Origin of the sequence: Neorhizobium sp. BETTINA12A (assembly GCF_023006485.1) — a bacterium.
GTDB lineage: Bacteria > Pseudomonadota > Alphaproteobacteria > Rhizobiales > Rhizobiaceae > Neorhizobium.
In genome coordinates, this window is sequence record NZ_JALBGW010000002.1 from 130,537 (window position 1) to 149,126 (window position 18,590).

General features: G+C 59.1%; 17 protein-coding genes. 11 read left to right on the plus strand and 6 right to left on the minus strand.

The features are described 5' to 3' along the window. Positions 1 to 759 (minus strand): IclR family transcriptional regulator, encoded by a 759-nt coding sequence (locus MOV61_RS01485; protein WP_247135281.1) that lies wholly within the window; start codon positions 757 to 759, stop codon positions 1 to 3. A 361-nt stretch (positions 760 to 1,120) separates the two neighbouring features. Between MOV61_RS01485 and MOV61_RS01490 the strand changes: the two genes are divergently transcribed. From MOV61_RS01490 to repC, 7 genes are all read left to right on the plus strand, one after another. Next, the gene (locus MOV61_RS01490; protein ID WP_247031147.1) at positions 1,121 to 1,894 is read left to right on the plus strand and encodes an amino acid ABC transporter substrate-binding protein; all 774 of its coding nucleotides are present in this window, start codon (positions 1,121 to 1,123) and stop codon (positions 1,892 to 1,894) included. A gap of 80 nt (positions 1,895 to 1,974) precedes the next feature. After that, entirely contained in the window at positions 1,975 to 2,655 is a 681-nt protein-coding gene (locus tag MOV61_RS01495; RefSeq protein WP_040125639.1) for an ABC transporter permease subunit, read from the plus strand. Further along, a complete protein-coding gene (locus MOV61_RS01500; protein WP_247135282.1) occupies positions 2,652 to 3,413 on the plus strand; it encodes an amino acid ABC transporter ATP-binding protein in 762 nt (253 codons plus the stop codon). The genes MOV61_RS01495 and MOV61_RS01500 overlap by 4 nt, the downstream gene beginning before the upstream one ends. 791 nt (positions 3,414 to 4,204) lie before the next feature. Continuing rightward, the gene (locus MOV61_RS01505) at positions 4,205 to 4,474 is read left to right on the plus strand and encodes a hypothetical protein (protein ID WP_247135283.1); all 270 of its coding nucleotides are present in this window, start codon (positions 4,205 to 4,207) and stop codon (positions 4,472 to 4,474) included. Positions 4,475 to 4,950: 476 nt separating this feature from the next. Next, positions 4,951 to 6,144, plus strand: a complete 1,194-nt coding sequence (repA, locus tag MOV61_RS01510) for a plasmid partitioning protein RepA (RefSeq protein ID WP_151046603.1) — start codon at positions 4,951 to 4,953, stop codon at positions 6,142 to 6,144. Positions 6,145 to 6,148: 4 nt separating this feature from the next. Then, a complete protein-coding gene (repB, locus tag MOV61_RS01515; RefSeq protein ID WP_247135284.1) occupies positions 6,149 to 7,150 on the plus strand; it encodes a plasmid partitioning protein RepB in 1,002 nt (333 codons plus the stop codon). 153 nt (positions 7,151 to 7,303) lie between these two features. After that, positions 7,304 to 8,578: a plasmid replication protein RepC gene (gene repC, locus MOV61_RS01520; protein WP_247135285.1), complete on the plus strand. Its 1,275-nt coding sequence runs from the start codon at positions 7,304 to 7,306 to the stop codon at positions 8,576 to 8,578. 160 nt (positions 8,579 to 8,738) lie between these two features. On the opposite strand, the gene MOV61_RS01525 is transcribed toward repC, so the two are convergent. Further along, a complete protein-coding gene (locus tag MOV61_RS01525) occupies positions 8,739 to 10,613 on the minus strand; it encodes a methyl-accepting chemotaxis protein (protein ID WP_247135286.1) in 1,875 nt (624 codons plus the stop codon). A gap of 303 nt (positions 10,614 to 10,916) precedes the next feature. Here MOV61_RS01525 and MOV61_RS01530 point away from each other — a divergent pair, with 303 nt between their 5' ends. The 3 genes from MOV61_RS01530 to MOV61_RS01540 all read left to right on the plus strand — a co-directional run bounded on the left by MOV61_RS01530 (position 10,917) and on the right by MOV61_RS01540 (position 14,132). Further along, positions 10,917 to 12,482 carry a diguanylate cyclase domain-containing protein gene (locus MOV61_RS01530; protein ID WP_247135287.1) on the plus strand — a complete coding sequence of 522 codons (1,566 nt, stop codon included), beginning with the start codon at positions 10,917 to 10,919 and terminating at the stop codon, positions 12,480 to 12,482. A 196-nt stretch (positions 12,483 to 12,678) separates the two neighbouring features. Beyond that, complete coding sequence (locus MOV61_RS01535) at positions 12,679 to 13,401, plus strand: glutathione binding-like protein (RefSeq protein WP_247135288.1); 723 nt, start codon at positions 12,679 to 12,681, stop codon at positions 13,399 to 13,401. 71 nt (positions 13,402 to 13,472) lie between these two features. After that, entirely contained in the window at positions 13,473 to 14,132 is a 660-nt protein-coding gene (locus MOV61_RS01540) for a peroxiredoxin (RefSeq protein WP_247135289.1), read from the plus strand. 96 nt (positions 14,133 to 14,228) lie between these two features. Here MOV61_RS01540 and MOV61_RS01545 read toward each other — a convergent pair whose 3' ends face one another. Both MOV61_RS01545 and MOV61_RS01550 read right to left on the minus strand, forming a co-directional pair. After that, a complete protein-coding gene (locus tag MOV61_RS01545; RefSeq protein WP_040123881.1) occupies positions 14,229 to 14,420 on the minus strand; it encodes a hypothetical protein in 192 nt (63 codons plus the stop codon). Between the two features lie 174 nt (positions 14,421 to 14,594). Continuing rightward, positions 14,595 to 15,914, minus strand: coding sequence for an LLM class flavin-dependent oxidoreductase (locus MOV61_RS01550; protein ID WP_247135290.1), 1,320 nt, complete (start codon positions 15,912 to 15,914; stop codon positions 14,595 to 14,597). A 270-nt stretch (positions 15,915 to 16,184) separates the two neighbouring features. Between MOV61_RS01550 and MOV61_RS01555 the strand changes: the two genes are divergently transcribed. Then, complete coding sequence (locus MOV61_RS01555; RefSeq protein WP_247135291.1) at positions 16,185 to 17,402, plus strand: SfnB family sulfur acquisition oxidoreductase; 1,218 nt, start codon at positions 16,185 to 16,187, stop codon at positions 17,400 to 17,402. 60 nt (positions 17,403 to 17,462) lie between these two features. Here the strand turns inward: MOV61_RS01555 and MOV61_RS01560 are convergent, their stop codons facing one another. Both MOV61_RS01560 and MOV61_RS01565 read right to left on the minus strand, forming a co-directional pair. Next, complete coding sequence (locus tag MOV61_RS01560; protein WP_041363741.1) at positions 17,463 to 17,918, minus strand: Rrf2 family transcriptional regulator; 456 nt, start codon at positions 17,916 to 17,918, stop codon at positions 17,463 to 17,465. Positions 17,919 to 18,029: 111 nt separating this feature from the next. After that, on the minus strand, positions 18,030 to 18,590 hold a 561-nt coding region (locus MOV61_RS01565), incomplete at its 5' end, for a Xaa-Pro peptidase family protein (RefSeq protein ID WP_247135292.1).

An 18,590-nucleotide genomic window follows, 5' to 3' on the forward strand; every position in this document is an offset into this window, starting at 1 on the left:
TCAACGTTCTCCCTGCTGCATTTTCGTGATGGTCCGGGCGGTTTCGAGAAGCGGCTCGCGGAAGCTTTCGAGGTCGAAGCGCATCTCCGGCATAACCAGCGAGATCGTCGACGTGCATTTGCCGTGGAGATCGAAGATCGGCGCGGCGATGGCGACGACGCCGCTATGGGTATAGCCGCTCGACAAGGCGTAACCGTTGGCGCGGGCCTCGCCCAGGAGCTCTTCCGAGGCCAGTTGCTCGCCGCTTTCCTTCAGGCGGGCGAGCGTTAGTTCGTCCGCGAAAGCGGTCAGGATGCGGCCGGATGCGGAACCTTCGAGTGACATGGTCGTGCCGATCTTCTGTTCCGCACGCAGCACGCTCTGGGACTCGACACGCGAGACGATGCACGGAAGTCCGCGATCGAGCACCGCCAGCGAAGCCGTCTCCTTCACCCGGTGGACCAGCATTTCGATGATCGGCTGAACCCGCGCTCCAAGATTGGCCTGCTCCATGGCCGCCGCGGCAAGCCGGCAGGCGTGCATCGAGAGCCGATAGCGCATCTCGTGATCCTGCTCGACCCAGCCAGCTTCGATCAACGTCAACAGCCGCTGATAAGCGGTGGGGCGAGAGAGCTCCATCGCCGACGCGATCTCGGGCAGTTTCATTCCGCGAGCGCTGGAGGCCAGCACATCCAGCACCGCCATGGTCTTCAGGACCGTCGAGAGCGGGCGGACGCCGCCGCTTTCTTCTTGTATTCTATTTAAATATGTCGTATCCATGTTGAATATGATGTCGCCGTCATTGATTTATGTCAATCGCGCAGGAGCGTGCTTGCGCGCAAATTTGGCCCTCACCTGGCTAAGGCGCTCACGGCGTTCAGAATTTTTTACGTTGGATTTCGCCGCCTCACCGTCGGACCCACGAGCGAAACCTTTCAATCTACAGCCTTACCTTGCATCGATGCGGGCCACGGCACGTGAGACCCAGACTTGTTTGGCTACAAGCCGTCCGCGAATGGGGCATGGCCGCGGCTGAGTAAAATATTCGCATTTGCCGGCTTTTTTTGCGGTTTTCTTTCAATCCCTACGTCCTATTTTCTGTCATCTAGTCGCCAGCAAGCACTGCTGAAAGGATGACCTAATGTTTCGGTTGAAAACCATTGTCGCGGCGGCCCTTATTCACGCGGCAGCCCTTACGCCTTCCCTCGCCGGCGAAAATCTCGCCGCCGTCAAGTCTGCGGGCGTCTTCAAGATCGGCACCGAGGGGACCTACGCGCCGTTCACCTTCCATGACGCAAGCGGCAAACTGGTCGGTTTCGACGTGGAGATCGGGCAAGCCGTTGCCGCAAAACTTGGCGTCAAGGCTGAGTTCGTCGAAGGCAAGTGGGACGGTCTCATCGCAGGGCTCGATGCCAAGCGTTACGACACCGTCATCAACCAGGTTGGCATAACCGAAGCCCGCAAGCAGAAATATGATTTCTCCGATCCCTACATCGCGTCCAAGGCGGTGCTGATCGTCCGCCAGGACAACAGCGACATCAAGGGTTTCGCAGACCTCAAGGGTAAGAAATCCGCTCAGTCCCTGACCAGCAATTTCGGCAAGATCGCCGAACAAGCAGGCGCCGAACTCGTGGGCACGGATGGCTTCGACCAGTCGATCCAGCTCGTGCTGACACGCCGCGCCGACGCGACGATCAATGACAGCCTCTCGTTCCTCGATTTCAAGAAGCAGAAACCTGACGCGCCGGTAAAGATCGCCGCGCAGCAGGACAATGCCGATTATTCCGGCATCATCATCCGCAAGGGCGAGCCGGAATTGCTCGGTGCCATCAACAAGGCATTGGCGGACATCAAGGCTGACGGCACCTATCAGAAGATCTCCGACAAGTATTTCGGGCAGGACGTCTCCAAATAGGCTGCCGAGTTCCCATTCCTGACCTACATAGTTAGAGCGTCCGGCGCCCGCGCCGGACGTCATTTTTTGAGGATCACATCGTGCCGCACTGGCTTCAATTGATGTCGGATTCACTTCCGACCCTCCTATGGGCGGGCGTCCGTTTTACGGTTCCGCTGACATTGCTGTCCTTCCTGCTCGGGCTCATCCTCGGCCTGATCACGGCGGTGACGCGGCTGTTCGGCCCGGCGTCGCTTGCGCTGATCGCACGGTTTTACGTCTGGGTGATCCGCGGTACCCCGCTTCTCGTACAGCTCTTCGTCATCTTCTACGGCCTGCCGAGCGTCGGTATCCTGCTCGACGCCTTTCCCGCGGCACTGATCGGCTTTACCCTGAATATCGGTGCTTACAGTTCCGAGATTATCCGCGCGGTCATTTCCTCGGTGCCGAAGGGGCAGTGGGAAGCGGCCTATTCGATCGGCATGTCATGGCGCCAGGCGATGAGCCGCACCATCCTGCCGCAGGCGGCGCGTGTCGCGGTGCCGCCCCTTTCGAATACCTTCATCTCGCTGGTCAAGGATACATCGCTTGCCGCGGCGATCACGGTGCCGGAACTCTTCCAGGCAGCCCAGCGGATTGTCGCGACGACCTATGAGCCGCTGATCCTCTATATCGAGGCGGCCTTGATCTACCTGGTCTTGAGCTCGGTGCTGTCATCGTTGCAGAACAGGCTGGAGAAGCGTTTCGCCCGTTATGGCGGCATGATGGAGTCAAACCGATGATCGAGCTTTCCAACATCGAAAAGCGGTTCGGCGACGCGGTCATCCTGAAGGACATCAGCCTCGGCATTCCCGAGGGAAGCGTGACCGCGCTCATCGGTCCCTCCGGCGGTGGCAAGAGCACGCTGCTGCGATGCATCAACCTGCTGGAAATTCCGACCGCCGGCTCCGTCCGCATCGGCGAGGAAAAGCTCGACTTCGAGCCCGGCCTGAAGATCGGCTGGAAGTCGATCCAGAAGATCCGCCGCCAGACCGGCATGGTCTTCCAGAACTTCCAGCTCTTTCCGCATCGAACGGCGATCGAGAACGTCATGGAGGGACTGACGACGGTTCTGAAATGGCCGCGCCAAAAGGCCCATGACCGCGCCAGCGAACTGCTCACCAAGGTAGGAATGGCGCATAAGACCGATGCGTGGCCGTCAGAGCTTTCCGGTGGGCAACAACAAAGGGTGGCGATCGCCCGGGCGCTTGCGCCTTCGCCGCGGGTTCTTCTCTGTGACGAACCGACCTCGGCCCTCGATCCTGAACTTTCCGCCGAGGTCATCGACGTGCTCGGCCGGCTTGCTGCCGAAGGAACGACGATGGTGATGGCGACGCACGACCTGCGCCTTGCCTCGCGGATCGCCAATCACGTGGTTTTCCTCGAGAGCGGAAAAGTGGTCGAGTCCGGCAGAGCGGAAGCAATCTTTGGCGATCCGAAACAGGAACGCACCAAGAGCTTCATCTCATCGATCAACGCGGCGCAGACCGCCCATATCTAAGCTTTTTTTTGCTGCGCAATCGTTCGCGCTGACGCTGCACCGGAGAAACTCCTTGAACTTCGGTTCAGGAGATAATCTCGCCCAAGCTAGATCATGAGTGCGGTTTGCGGCCAAATTCCGATTAAAACCGCACGGCCCGTCGGCGATCATTTTCATCCGTTTCCAAGAGAAACTCGTCGCATGAAGAGAACCCTCGGCATTTGTGCCACTCTACCCGAGAGATACGGATTCGTCGACCTATCCATCCGACGTTTTGTTACCTTCAGATGTCACGAGAGGTAAAGTCAAAAGCCGCGAGAGGTCGATATTTTGTCATTCTAACCAATGTCCAGCGAGCTCCCTCGCCTGCCTTCCGCCGCAGGAATAGAATTGAAAGCGAGCCCGGAAACATGCCGCAAAGCACATCCGGCGATCACGGAGCGAATACCTGCCTCAGTGATTTGGAGCCAAGCGGCTTGCCAACTCAGTCCCTTTTTGAAGCTCGTGACTGCCCTGAGAGCAGAACAGGCAACGGATCGCCCGTTCGCATCTTCGACGAAAGGAAATCACGCGGCAAAGCAAGCGAGTAATCGTGCGGCATCGATCGAGCGTCCGCCGAGGTTTTCTGTTGCTGCCGAGCAAAGTCCCTCCGCGGCAGCAGCAGGGGAAGCTGGGTGCGTTTTTATGGGCTGGACCAGGACAGTATGCAGCCGAGCCGGACAGAGTGATCGCGGGAGTACTTTATGCGCGCGATGACCAGGAATGTCTTCCGATAGATCTCCGATTGGAGCGACCTATCCACGAGAGCTGTGATGTTGCCGCTCATCAGTTCGCCGTCATGCGCAGCAGTTGAAGCCACGCATACGGTCGTCGACAGCAATGGCCATACCGGCCATGACCTCGGTTCGTGTGTCTCGTCGAAAGATCTGCTGCTTCGCGGCCTCCGTCGGCGCGCCATGTTGGCCGGCCCCACCAATCCGAAGACCGCCGGACAAGAAATCCAAGCCGGACACGAAGAAGATCGACCACAGGATAAAACAGCCGTCGAGGATATTCTCGCAAAGGCGGAGAACAGCGGATGACTGGATCCAACCCACGCCGGCCTTACCGACCGTGAGCTCATACGTTGCTCCAGTCGCAGCACTCACTCTCGTGGCCAACAACCAGCCAAACGCGAGAGAGTATCGTTAGGTGAAAAGCCCTCCTCTCCCGAAGATCGCGTGGCTCGATCTGCCGGAAGCATCGCAGTTGTCCGCGGACAACCGTCACCACGGAAACATACTGCAATGGCCATATCCCCTTGCCCGGCATCAATCAGAAGCGGATCTGCAAGAGCGGTAGTCCGCGGACAACTCGCCTCAAAGAGCCGACGCTAGATACCACCTCGCCCGAAATCCAACCGCCTGATGAGCGCCCACGAATGCCAATTTGGCCAGCAAAACAGCGAAAAATGACAGTTTGGTTAAGCGTTTGTAAATCGGTAACGAATCGGCGCATAATATAACTGCGCAGTTAGAGCGCTTTCGGTAAAAATTGCGCAGTTATTCGGGAAAACCACATGCAACCGAGTCTTGTCATCCAGGACGATCAAGAGCATCTTCCTTCACTTCTGGCAACAGATGCGCAGGAGCTGTCCTATCAGCTCCAACAGCATCAAGCGAAGATCTTTCCGCCTCTTTCCCAAAAGACGATGCGGTTCTTCTCTCCTGCCGAAGCCGCGGGCTTCATAGGCATCGGCGAAGGTTATCTCCGGCAGGTCGCTGCCGAAGGCCATGGCCCAAGTCCTCTCGCCAATGGGCGCCGCCTCTACGGCGCGGATGATATGGACCGTATCCGCCGGGTTCTTGATGAGAGAAACGGGACCCCGAAATATGTCCCGGCCCGGAAGGGCGCCGACAAACTTCAAATCGTATCGGTCATGAACTTCAAGGGCGGCTCCGGGAAAACCACGACGGCTGCGCATCTGGCGCAATATCTGGCCCTGAGAGGCTACCGGGTGCTGGCTGTCGACCTCGATCCGCAGGCTTCTCTTTCCGCCTTGTTCGGCCATCAGCCGGAATTGGATGTCGGAGAAGCTGAGACGCTCTACGGCGCGATCCGTTATGAAGATCCGCGGCCGATCGCCGATATCGTGCGCGCCACTTATACGCCCAATCTGCATCTGATCCCTGGAAATCTCGAACTCATGGAGTTCGAACATGAGACGCCCAAGGCAATGGCATCCGGCACGGCGGAGACGATGTTTTTCGCGCGGATAGGCGAGGCCCTGACCGAGATCGAAAGCCTCTACGATGTGGTGGTCGTCGATTGCCCGCCGCAGCTCGGGTTTCTGACGATGTCGGCGCTCTGTGCAGCGACATCCGTGTTGATCACCGTGCACCCGCAAATGCTCGACGTCATGTCGATGTCCCAGTTCCTGACCATGACGAGCGAGCTGATGTCCGTGGTCGAAAGGGCGGGAGGCAGAACGAGTTACGATTGGATGCGCTATCTCGTCACGAGATTCGAACCCAATGACGGCCCGCAAAGCCAGATGACCGGCTTCATGCGTGCGATTTTCGGAAACCGCATGCTTCAGAACGCGATGCTGAAATCGACCGCCATCGCCGATGCCGGGGTGACCAAGCAAACGCTGTATGAAGTGGAACGATCGCTATTCGTGCGAGGCACATACGATCGGGCCTGGGAGTCGCTCAATCTCGTCAATTCAGAGATCGAGGCCCATATCCGAGCCACATGGGGAAGGAAGTAGCTAGATGGCCAGAAAGAACCTCATCGAGATTTCCTCTTCCAGCGCAACGCGCCCCGAACCGGTCGCTCCGAGGGACAACCGGCCTATTGCCGGTTTTGTGCCACAAGCCCGCAATTCCGCGCCTGTAGGCGGGATTACCAGGACGCTTGGCAATATCACCGAAAAGGTCGAACGGGCGAACGATCTTGAGCGGCAGCTGGCCAAGGGTCAGATCGTCGTCGAGATCGATCCCGTCCTGATTGACGCTTCCTTCGTCGAGGATCGACTGGAGATCGACCCCGTTCAGCTGAATGAGCTGGTGGAGCAGATCCGCGAGCATGGTCAGCAGGTACCCATCCTTGTGCGGCCGCATCCGCAGACAAAAGGCCGTTATCAGGTCGCCTACGGCCATCGCAGACTGGCGGCCGCAAAGAAACTCGGCCTCAGTGTGCGGGCAGTGGTCCGTGATCTCACGGATGACCAGCTAGTGGTCAGCCAAGGGCAGGAGAACAGCGCCCGGACGAATTTATCCTATATCGAGCGGGCCCTTTTCGCCTTGCGGCTCGAGCAGCGTGGTTTTACCCGAGATATCATCATGGCGGCGCTCGGGGTGGATAAGGCGGCGCTCTCCAAGATGTTGATCGTGACGCGGCAGGTGCCGATCGCCCTGATTACAGCAATCGGAGCTGCGCCGGAAATCGGCCGCAGGCGCTGGCTGGAGTTGGGCGAGCGCCTTGAGAGTGTGGAGCCTGATGTCGTTCTGGCGCAGTTGTCCGCGGACAACTCGGGACAGCTGTCAAGCGACGAGCGCTTCCATCGTGCGCTGGCCTTTGCCTCGAAAAGGCCAGCGCTGACAACAGCCCCTGCAGCCAAGGCGCAAATTTCCGGAGTACCGGTCCAGTTCAAGAAGACCGCGTCGAGCGCGACCTTTGTCTTCGACAACAAGGCGGCGCCTGGGTTCGACCAGTTCGTGCAGGAGAGGCTCGGAAGCCTCTTTGCAGAATTCCAACAAAACAAAGGAGCGTAAACCGCAAAAGAAAAAGGCCCCCAAGCGACAAAGTCGTGGAAGCCCTTCTCAGATCTTAGCAAATCAAGAATCGCATTTCCTCGAATCACTGTCAAGAGTTTAGGCGCCGTTTGGGCGAGTGGATTTCTTTTGCCTTAGCGAAAGTGAAGGCAGATGGAGAACAGGTATGTAACGACGCCCTTTGGGCGGCGGGCGATGTCGCTTGGCATGCTGGCAAGTCAGCAGCTCGCTGAGAGGATTGAACCCGGAATTAGCCGTAACAAATGGAAACTGTTCAGGGCGGTCTGCGAAGCGAGACCATCACTGGGCGTGACCGATCGCGCGTTGACGGTGCTCGACGCGCTCCTGACCTTCTATCCGGATGACGAGATCTGCGAGGCGAGAGGCCTGGTGGTCTTTCCCTCAAACGCGCAGCTTTCCCTCCGAGCCCGCGGCATGACCGCCGCGACCCTCAGGCGACACCTTGCCGTTCTCATAGAGGCCGGCCTGATCCTGCGAAAGGATAGCCCCAACGGGAAACGTTATGCGCGTCGCAGCAGGGCCGGAGAGATCAATGAGGCGTTCGGCTTCAGCCTCGCTCCGCTTCTGGCCCGCGCTGTCGAGATCGAAAGCCTTGCCGCCCAGGTGATTGCCGAACGGGAGCTGTTGCGGATTACCCGGGACCGGTTGACTGTCTGCCGTCGCGATGTCGCAAAGCTGATCACAGCGGCCACCCAAGACGGCGTCCCGGGTGACTGGGGGGCGATCCTGGATATCTTCCGAACGCTGGTCGCGCGGATTCCACGTGTCGCCACAGTCAAAAACCTTTCCCCCATTCTGGATGACATGGCGACCCTGCGCTCGAAGATCGTCAACCTTCTGGAAATGCGGTTAAAAACGGAAAAAATCGACGCCAGTGAGTCTCAAATTGAGCGCCACAAACAGAATTCCAATCTTAAATACAATTATGAATCTGAACCTCGCTTCGAGATGAAACGTGCCGTGCCGTCATCGGATGATCCTGAACCGCTGAGTGAACCCGTCGAAAGCAAGCAAAACAGGCAAACGTCGACCCATACGGAGGTCGCAGCAGCCAAATCCCTGCAATCCTTCCCGCTTGGGCTCGTGCTGCAGTCCTGCCCGCAGATCGCCGACTATGGACCAGGCGGCAGGATCGACAACTGGCGCGACCTGATGGCTGCCGCTGTCGTTGTTCGAACGATGCTGGGGATCACGTCTTCGGCCTACGAAGAGGCGTGCACGGCGATGGGACGGGAAAATGCAGCGACTGTCCTTGCCTGCATTCTCGAGAGGGGAGAGCAGATCAATTCGGCAGGTGGCTATCTGCGCGATCTAACCCGACGAACCGAAAGAGGCGAGTTTGCGGTTGGTCCAATGCTGATGGCGCTTGCACGCGCGGGCGTCTCCGGTGGGCGGCTGGCTGGATGAGCTTCATATGGCCGACATCACGTGCGGTTATATCCGAATTATCGAGCCAAAACCGCTCACGCGAGTTAGGAATGAGCGGGCAATGACCGGTAAATCCATGCAGGAAATCGTTAGCTGATCGACTGCGCATTGGCGCGCGATCGATCTGACGCGGCCCGTGTCATCTTTGCGCTATACGGCGGGGAGCGGCGACCTCGATTGGCCGGTTGTTCTGCAGGGAACGAGCATGCGATTGGGTGCCTGTACCCTTGTTGCCGTCCAGCTGAAACTGATTGACCAGGTTTCGCAGACGGCTCGCCTCGGACGACAAGGAAGCGACAGCCGCTGTCGACTGTTCGACCATCGCCGCGTTCTGTTGCGTCGCCTGGTCCATATGATTAACCGCGGTATTGATCTCAGCAAGCCCGGTCGACTGCTCGCGCGCCGACGTGGCAATCGCGTCCATGACCTGATTAATCTGGACCACGTATTCGCCGATCGACTTCAGCGAAATCCCGGTTTCGAGAACCAGTTTCACGCCGTTCTCCACCTCGGTCGATGACTTCTGGATAAGCCCTTTGATTTCCTTGGCCGCTTGAGCGGCACGCTGGGCAAGCTCGCGGACTTCCTGTGCGACGACCGCGAAACCTTTGCCGGCTTCACCCGCACGGGCGGCTTCAACGCCGGCGTTGAGTGCCAAAAGGTTCGTCTGGAAGGCAATCTCGTCGATTACACCGATGATGTTCGAGATCTGCTGCGAACTGTCTTCGATGCGTCGCATGGCTTTTTCGGCTTCCGATACGACCGCTGCTGACCGCTGCGCACTGACATTGGCTTCCAGAGCCACGTTGCGTGCCTCGTCCGTCCGTTTCGTCGACATTGCGACATTGGATGTGATCTCGTCCAATGCGGCGGCCGTCTCCTCGAGCGAGGCTGCCTGTTGTTCCGTGCGCTTGGAAAGGTCGTGGGCGCCGGATGCAATCTCGCCGGTGCCATTGTCTATGCTGTGCACCGTCTGCAGCACCGCGCCTATCGTCGTCCCCAATTGCCGAAGGGAAGCGTTGAAGTCTTCGCGCAATGTCTCGTATTCGGCCGCAAATTGCTCCGAAAGCTGGAATGAGATGTCTCCCGCTGCGAGGCGCTGGAGACCTCCACCCAATGTCGTGGTCGCGAAGCGTAACTGTTCAGCCTCCCGTTCGGCGCGCTGCTGGGCTGCAGCGCGTGATGCTTCAATCTCGCTGCGCGATGCTGCCGCTTCGTTCTCGAGCCTTACGACATTGAGGGCATTCTGCCGGAAGATCTCAACGGCACCTGCCATCTCACCAACTTCGTCGGCGCGACCGGCATAGGGAATATCGTTTTCGAGGTCTCCATCCGACAGCTGTTTCATGGCGGAGGTGATCCTCCGGATCGGATTGGCTACGCCGGAGATTGCAAATACGATGCCGGCCAGAACGATCAGCACCGCGAGCACGGCGATTGCCGCGGTCAATGTGAAAGCGGACTTCGCGGAGGCATCGCTGGCCGCCACGAAACCTTCAGCCTGGCTGAGAATGAAGGTGACCAGGTTTGTTATTCCCTTGTTCACCAGCTCGGCCTGCGATTCCATATCCGTCTTGAATAACCTGACCGCCTCAGGTGTTTTTCCGGCGTCATCAAGCGCGATCATCTGCTCCGCCAAGCGGCGATATTTGCTGAGCTCCGGCTTGATCTGATTGATCAGTTCCCGCCCGCGTTCCGTGCGAACGCCGTTTTCATATTCGGCAACCACCTTGTCGACCGCGGCAGCAGCAGCATCGATTTTTCGCTTCCCGACGCCCAGTTCCTCTGCCGTATCGTCGAGAATATACTGGCTATAAACGAGTTTGAGATCGAGAAAACTGCCTTTGATCTCACGAGCCGTCATCAACCGCTGCATCCAGAATGTCCCGATCTGTTCAGCGTTGGCGCTGAGTGTCGAGATCGTGCTGAGCGAGACGTAGGATAAACCTACCATGAAGATACTGATGATCGAAAGCTTTAGGACAAGGGCTTGCTTAATGCTTGGGCGTTTCATGCTGCGGCTCTCCGATCAGAGGCTCTTGGGGGGTGGTGACCTGATTGCGGTCAGAACAAAATGTCGCACTAGATTGATAATTTAATATTAACTAAAATACGTACGGTCTGGATATCTTGACGTAGAAGATCGCTTTCACGACCCCGCAACAGGTCCTCCGAGCGGGGTGCCTGTTATTTATAGGCGCCTATATGCAGCAATTGAACTTTAGCGATTTATTTTATCCTTCCCGCTAACCTCCCATCTGAAATTGTTCCGGTCGAAAAGGCAGTGCTTGAGGAAGCTATGCTTGGTGCGGAAGTAATGGTCTTGCTGGAATCCTGTCCACTCGCCGCGCTCGTCGTGAACGCAGCGGGTTTTGTCATGTTTGCGAATGCCGAGGCCTGCGCACTCTTTGACGGTGCAGACACGCTGAAAGGCACGAACGTTGCCGACCTCTTGGCCGGATGGCCACTCGACAAGCCCGATGGTTCACCGGTTCTCTTGCGCAGCAGGACGGGAGAAACACGAAGCTGCAACATCAGGGTTTCGTCATGTTCCGGTTCGAGTGAACCGATCACCGTGGTCTGGATAGAAGTCGGCGGGTCGGAAAAATCCGCCGGGTTTGCCGTTCGGGAAGCCAATCTTCGTCTGCGATATGTCATCGAGATGTTGCCGCAGGCCGTCTGCGTCTTCGACGCCAAGGACCGATACGTCCTTTGGAATCAGAAATACGCCGAACTCTACGCGGATATCGCCGAATACCTGACGCCGGGGATTCCGTTCGAGGAGATTTTGAAGATCAGCCTTGCAGGCGGCAGCATCCAGGAAGTCGTGCTGGACCAGAACGCCTGGCTTAGCGAACGCATGGCCAAGTTTCGTCAGGTCGCATCCCAGGAAGAGCGGCAAATGAAGGATGGCCGATGGTTGCGCTACGACGATCGCCGCACGCCGGATGGCGGTGCCATTGGAATGCGCATAGACATCACCAGTCTCAAGCAGCGCGAGGAATGGCTTCGGCAATTGTTCGAGGCAAACCCGATGCCGATGCTGCTCTGCGACGGCGACAGCCTTGCGATCCTTGAAGCCAATCACGCGGCGCTTCAATTTTATGGCTACGAGAGATCGGTCCTTCTGGCCAAAGCCGTTTGCGACATGCATGCCGAAGGCCAGGGTGAGGAGTTCGCCGCCAGGCTTCGTAATCTCGACGGGGACTGCGAAGCCCGCACCGTCTGGCGCCAGCGAACGGCGAAGGGCCGGGAACACCACGTCCTCATCTATGTCCGGCTGCTCCACGAGGGTGGCGACCGGCGGCTGCTGCTGACGATCGCCGACGTCAGCGACCGGGTGCTGGCAGAGGCAGAGGCCAACCGGTTGGCGCATCATGATGTTCTGACCGGCCTTCCGAACCGGATGCAATTCTACAAGGCTCTCGATGAGGCACTCAAACCGCAGGCGGACGAGGGCGTTGTCGTCGTCTACTGCCTAGATCTCGACGGATTCAAGCCGGTCAACGACACGTTCGGCCATGCCGCCGGCGACGAGGTTTTAAAGATGGCCGGTGAGCGGCTGCTTTCGGCAGCAGCCGGACATCTGGTGGCCCGCCTCGGCGGCGACGAATTTGCCATCCTCGTGAAGACCACGGGCCAGGCAGATACCGACCTTGCGGAACGGTGCATATCGGCCTTCAGCGCACCTTTCCAGATCAAGGGTTTTTCGATCAGTATCGGCGTCAGCATCGGCATCGCCGCCGCAAGTGTCGCCGGCGGCGATCGTGAAACGCTTGTTCAGACCGCGGACCGTGCACTTTATCGGGCAAAGTCGAGCGGGCGCAACACCTGGCGGATCGCCGGAGACGAGCTGATGCCGGCGCTGATGACTGCGGGTTAACGCCGAGGGAATGTTTTCGCCCCGGCGACCGTTGTCGACGCCTTCGATCTCGCGGATGATGGAACTCGCCAAAAATTCCACCTGCTTTGGAAAGCTACACTCTCTCGCACCGGCATTTTGGAACAAACGGCGTCGGCCTCGGCTTTGGACGCGGATAGTATCCTGTCATCGCGATTGGAAATGCTGGGGAGCTCGAATGATCGATCTTTATTATTGGCCGACGCCCAACGGCAAGAAGGTCTCGATTTTCCTGGAGGAAACCGGCACGCCCTATAAGCTGATCCCGGTGCAGATTTCTCGCGGCGATCAGTTCAAGCCGGAGTTCCTGAAGATCAATCCCAATCATCGCATGCCAGCAATCGTCGATCACCAGCCGGCCGACGGCGGAGCGCCGATCAGCGTGTTCGAATCCGGTGCGATCCTGTTCTACCTCGCCGAAAAGACCGGCAAGCTCTGGCCGCAGGATTTGCGTGCTAGATACGAAGTGGCCCAATGGGTCATCTGGCAGATGGCCAACCAGGGACCGAAGCTCGGCGAAGCCGGGCATTTCCGCCGTTTGGGTGATCGCGAGGGCGACCAGTCCTACGCGGTGCGCCGCTTCACCGACGAGGCCAACCGTCTCTATGGCGTGCTGAATATGCGGCTGCGCGACCGTCCCTATCTCGCCGGCGACCAGTTTACGATCGCCGACATCATCAGCTATCCGTGGACCGTCGGCTGGCAGGTACAGGGCCAGGACATCAACGAGTTCAAGCATTTCAAGCGCTGGTTCGACGACCTGAGCGCACGGCCCGGCGTCCAGCGGGGGCTTGCTGTCGGCGCCGACCTCACCGTCGACAATACCAAACTGCCGCCGGAGGAGCAGGAGCGAATCCGCAAGATCCTCTATAATCAACGGGCAATACCGGTCGCCGATTAGTCGGCCGGCTGCTAGAGTCCCGGCCATCCAAAAATGCGCAATCGATAGAAACAATTCAAGGGAGCCAAGACATGAGCCTTCGTATCAACGACATCGCACCGGATTTCACCGCCGAAACCACCCAGGGCACGATCCATTTCCATGACTGGATCGGCAGCGGCTGGGCCGTGCTGTTTTCCCATCCGAAGAACTTTACGCCGGTCTGCACGACCGAACTCGGCGCCATGGCCGGCCTTGAGGGAGAATTTAAAAAGCGCGGCGTCAAGATTATCGGCATCTCCGTCGATCCGGTCGAAAGCCACGGCAAGTGGAAGGACGATATCAAGACGGCGACTGGTTTCGACGTCGAATATCCGCTGATCGGCGACCGCGATCTCAAGATCGCCAAGCTCTATGACATGCTGCCGGCCGGTGCGGGCGAAAGCTCGGAAGGCCGCACGCCCGCCGACAATGCGACGGTGCGCTCGGTTTACGTCATCGGCCCGGACAAGAAGATCAAGCTGATCCTCACCTATCCGATGACCACAGGCCGTAACTTCAACGAAATCCTGCGGGCGATCGACTCGATCCAGCTCACCGCCAAACACCAGGTGGCGACGCCGGCCAATTGGCAGCAGGGTGAGGACGTGATCATCACCGCCGCCGTTTCCAACGAGGATGCGATCACCCGCTTCGGTTCGTTCGATACGGTCCTGCCCTACCTGCGCAAGACCAAGCAGCCCACGGCCTGATATCGTTTCATCCAGACAAAAAGGCCGGCGGAGCAGATCGCTTCGCCGGCCTTTAGATGTGTTCCAGGTAAAACACCCGGTGCGGGACGAGCCGTCTCAATAGACGGGATACATGCCCCAGAAAAAGCTTTCCGAATGTTCGCGATCGGGATCGCGGTTTTTGTCACCATCCTCGCGCACCTTTTCAAGCGGCGTGCGCTCGGTGCTTTCTGTGTCTGCCCTGCCCGGTGCCCGCCGGCTTAGTCCGAACAGATCAAACCCAAACAGGGATAAGCCACTAGCGATCATCGTCAGCCTCCGGTCGGTTGAACATCATGCCCACTCACTTTCGGGCCAAACCCTGCTCGGGTCAATGTAGTCTATCAAAACCCTATACTAATTCGTCAGCGGGATGGAAACTATTATGTCCGAAATGTGGCAGTTGGCGAAATGCCGATCTTTGCAAGAGCCCTTGCGTCCCCTTCAAGCGAAGAAACGGTTGGCCGGTCGCGGCAGGCCAAGATGGTCGCGAAGCGTCGATCCCTCGTAGTCGGTACGGAAGATGCCGCGGCGCTGGAGTTCCGGAATAAGCCGCTGCGTCACGTCGTCCAGGCCCTGCGGCAGGTAAGGGAAAACGACCGTAAAGCCGTCGCTTGCCTCTTCCGAAAGCCAGGTCTGCATCTCGTCGGCAATGGTTTGAGGCGTGCCGACAAAGGCGAGGCCCGAATAACCGCCGTAACGCTGGGCGAGCTGGCGCACCGTCAGCTTTTCCTGTTCGGCGAGTCTGAGGACCTGGGCGCGGCCGGACTTGCTGGCGTTGGTCTCCGGAATTTCCGGCAACGGACCGTCCGGATCGAAACCGGAAGCATCGTGGCCAAGCGCGATCGACAGCGAGGCGATGGCGCTATCGTAATGCACCAGGCTGTCGAGTTTCGCCCGCTTCGCCTTCGCTTCCTCGATGGTATCGCCGACAACGATGAAGGCAGCCGGCAGGATCTTCAGATGGTCGGGGTTGCGCGAGGCGGCGACCATGCGGCCCTTGATATCCCCATAAAGCGCCTTGGCAGCGGAGAGATCGCGTGGCGAACAGAAGACCAGTTCGGCAGTCTCGGCCGCAAGCTGGCGTCCCGGTTCCGATTGCCCGGCCTGCACGATCACCGGCCAGCCTTGCACCGGCCGGGCGATATTGAGCGGCCCGCGCACGCTGAGTTCCTCACCCTTGTGGTCCAGCACATGCATCTTCTCCGGATCGAAGAAAATGCCGCTTTGCTGATCGCGGATGAAGGCGTCGTCCGCAAAACTGTCCCAAAGTCCGGTGACGACGTCGTAGAACTCGCGCGCCCGCTTGTAGCGCTCGCCGTGCTCCACATGTTCGTCGAGACCGAAATTACGGGCGGAATCCGGGTTGGACGTGGTGACGATATTCCAGGCGGCGCGGCCGTTGCTGATATGGTCGAGCGAGGCGAACCGGCGGGCGACGTGATAGGGCTCGTCGAACGTGGTCGAGGCGGTCGCCGCAAGGCCGATCTTCTCGGTGACGGCCGCCAGCGCCGAGAGCAGCGTGAACGGCTCGAACGAGGTTACGGTCTGGCTGCGCTTCAGCGCTTCGACCGGCATGTTCAGCACCGCCAGATGATCGGCCATGAAGAAGGCGTCGAACTTGGCAGCCTCCAGCTTCTGGATGAAGGACTTGATATGCCCGAAATTGAAATTGGCATCCGCATAGGCGCCGGGATATCGCCAGGCGCCGGTATGCAGGCTGACGGGACGCATGAAGGCGGTAAGGTGGAGTGATCTTGCCATGGGACGACGCTCTTGTGGGGTGAGAAACGGCTGATCGGCTTAAAGTAGGCATTCCCGTTTCACATGCTAAGCAACGTTGTTGCGCCGATTGCATCGTCCCGGAGAAATTCTCTCTCCTTCCGCTCAACTTGGCGTGACAATCCGCAAAACTCTCTCTTCGGCCACCAAAAAGAGAAAATTCAGTTCGTCCGACGCGTGCAATTAAAGCTTTATTCCTTCTCCCGCCCTCCGTGGCGTGGCTCAATGACGGACTTGATCCGGGAGGCGCACATGAGCAGGGTTTTCCATTTGGCAGGAAAGATCAGAGCAGTGGCTCCGTACCTCGCGACAGAGGACCAGGCGATCGAGGTGGCAAAGGGGCTTTCGGCGCGGATTGCCGAAGGGTCGAGCCACCGCGACCGGCAGCGACTGCTTCCGCATGACGAGATGGAACTGGTCGCCCAGTCAGGCCTGCTGGGAATAACCGTGCCCGCCGAATATGGCGGCGCCGACATTTCGAATGCCTTCCTGGCGGAGGTGATCGCCATTCTGTCGGAGGCCGATGCGTCCGTCGGGCAGATCCCGCAGAACCATTTCTCGATTCTCGAAGCTTTACGCCTTTCCGGCAACGAGGAGCAGAAGAAATATTTCTTCGGGCGGGCGCTCGCCGGCGAGCATTTCGGCAATGCCCTTGCCGAGTCCGGAACGAAGGCTGCGGGCGATATCGAAACCCGGCTTGTGCCGGAAGGCGTCGGCTATCGTATTACCGGCCGCAAATATTATTCGACGGGCGCGCTGTTTGCCGATTGGGTGGCCATCTTCGGTCTCGATCCCGAAGGCAAAGCGGTCATGGCGATCGTGCCGCGCGATGCGGAAGGGCTGACGATCGTCGACGATTGGGACGGGTTCGGCCAGCGCACCACGGCCAGCGGCACCGTGCTGATCGACAACGTCTACGTTTCTCCGGATTCAGTCATCAGCTACTATCGGAGTTTCGAACGGCATGCGCCACTCGGCTCGCTTGGCCAGCTGCTGCATGCCGCCGTCGACCTGGGGATTGCACGCGCCGCCTTTGCCGACATGGTCGGCTTCGTGCGCAGCAAATCCCGAGGCATCCGCAATGTCGGCATCGAGACGGCAAGTGCCGATCCGCTGACCATTGCGCGGACCGGCTCGATCGCTGTCAAACTGGAAGCCGCGAGCGCGGTTCTGGAACGAGCCGGCCGCAAGGTCGATGTCGCCCAGATCAACCCGTCCTCGGAGACTGCGATCGAGGCCTCGCTCTCCGTCGCTGCCGCAAAGATCCTGACGACGGAGGCAGCACTCGACGCGACCAACGGTCTGTTCGAACTTGCCGGAACTTCTGCGACCAAGGAGGACCTGAACCTCGACCGCCACTGGCGCAATGCCCGCACCCATACGGTGCACGATCCGGTACGCTGGAAACATCACGCGATCGGCGATTTTCACCTGAACGGCAACGTCCCGCGGCCGAACGGACAGTTCTGAAGGACTGCTGCGCAAAAAGGCGCAGCAGTTTGCGGCGGCGTCACGCGAACCGGTTGAATTCTATTTGCTGCCGGCCTGCGCGTCGTCGAGAACGCCGCTCGAGCGTTTGGCGACCATCTGTTCCAGCGTCATGTTGTCGAGGACCGCAGCGATCGCGTCACGCACTTCCGTCATCGAATGGCGGATCTGACAGTCTTCCGGGTGGTCGCAATCGTCGCAGGGCTCGAACGCCGTCTTGCTGGCGCAGCGGATCGGCGCCAGCGGACCGTCCAGGATGCGGACCGCCTGGCCGACATAGATCTGCGACGCCGGCTTGGACAGCGCATAACCGCCGCCAGGCCCTTTTTTCGAGCGCAGCATGCCGCCCTTGCGCAGTTCGAGCAGGATCGCATCGAGGAATTTCTTGGAAATATTGTTCTGTTGGGCGATGTCGCTGACGAAGGCGGTCTTGCCGGGTTCAAGCTGCGCAAGGTGGACAAGCGCCTTCAGTCCGTATTTTCCCTTTTTCGTCAGCATCGAAGATCGAAATTCCGCCTCGCCCGTGTCCTTTCCCCGGCGTCCCCGCCGCGGATGTGACACCGATACAGGACCGGCGCCAAAGGTTCAACGTCGGTTTACTCGTCTGCTCTATTCTGCCGAAAGATCGCGCAATGTCCGCGGCAGCGTGTTCATGCATTCGGCTCCCGTTTCGGTGATCAGGAACTGATCCTCGATCATCAGCGCGCCGATGCCCTGCCCGTAGAACGGCGTCTCCAGCGCCACCACCATGTCCGGCTGGATGACTTCCGGATTGCCGGCGGAGAAGAACGGCCATTCCTCGATGCCGACGCTGCCGCCGACCGAATGGCCGAAATGGCCACGATCATAGTCTGCGAAGCCGTCCTTGCGCATCGAGGCGAGCATGGCCGCATGCACCGCGCCGAACATATTGCCGGGACGAAGTTCATCGAGCCCGGCTGCAAAAGCGTTTTCCAGCGCTTTGAAGATTTCGCGCGACAGTGGCGATGCAAGGCCATGGGTGAAGGTGCGTGCGCCGTCCGAGGAATAGCCGTCGACCAGCGTCCCGACATCGGCCTTGATCAGCGCGCCCGGCGTCACGACCGCCGCCATGTCCGAAAGATCGGCGCCGACCGAGATGAAGTCCCAGTGGCCGCTCAGCCCGAAGCCGCCTTCCGCCGCGGTCTCCTG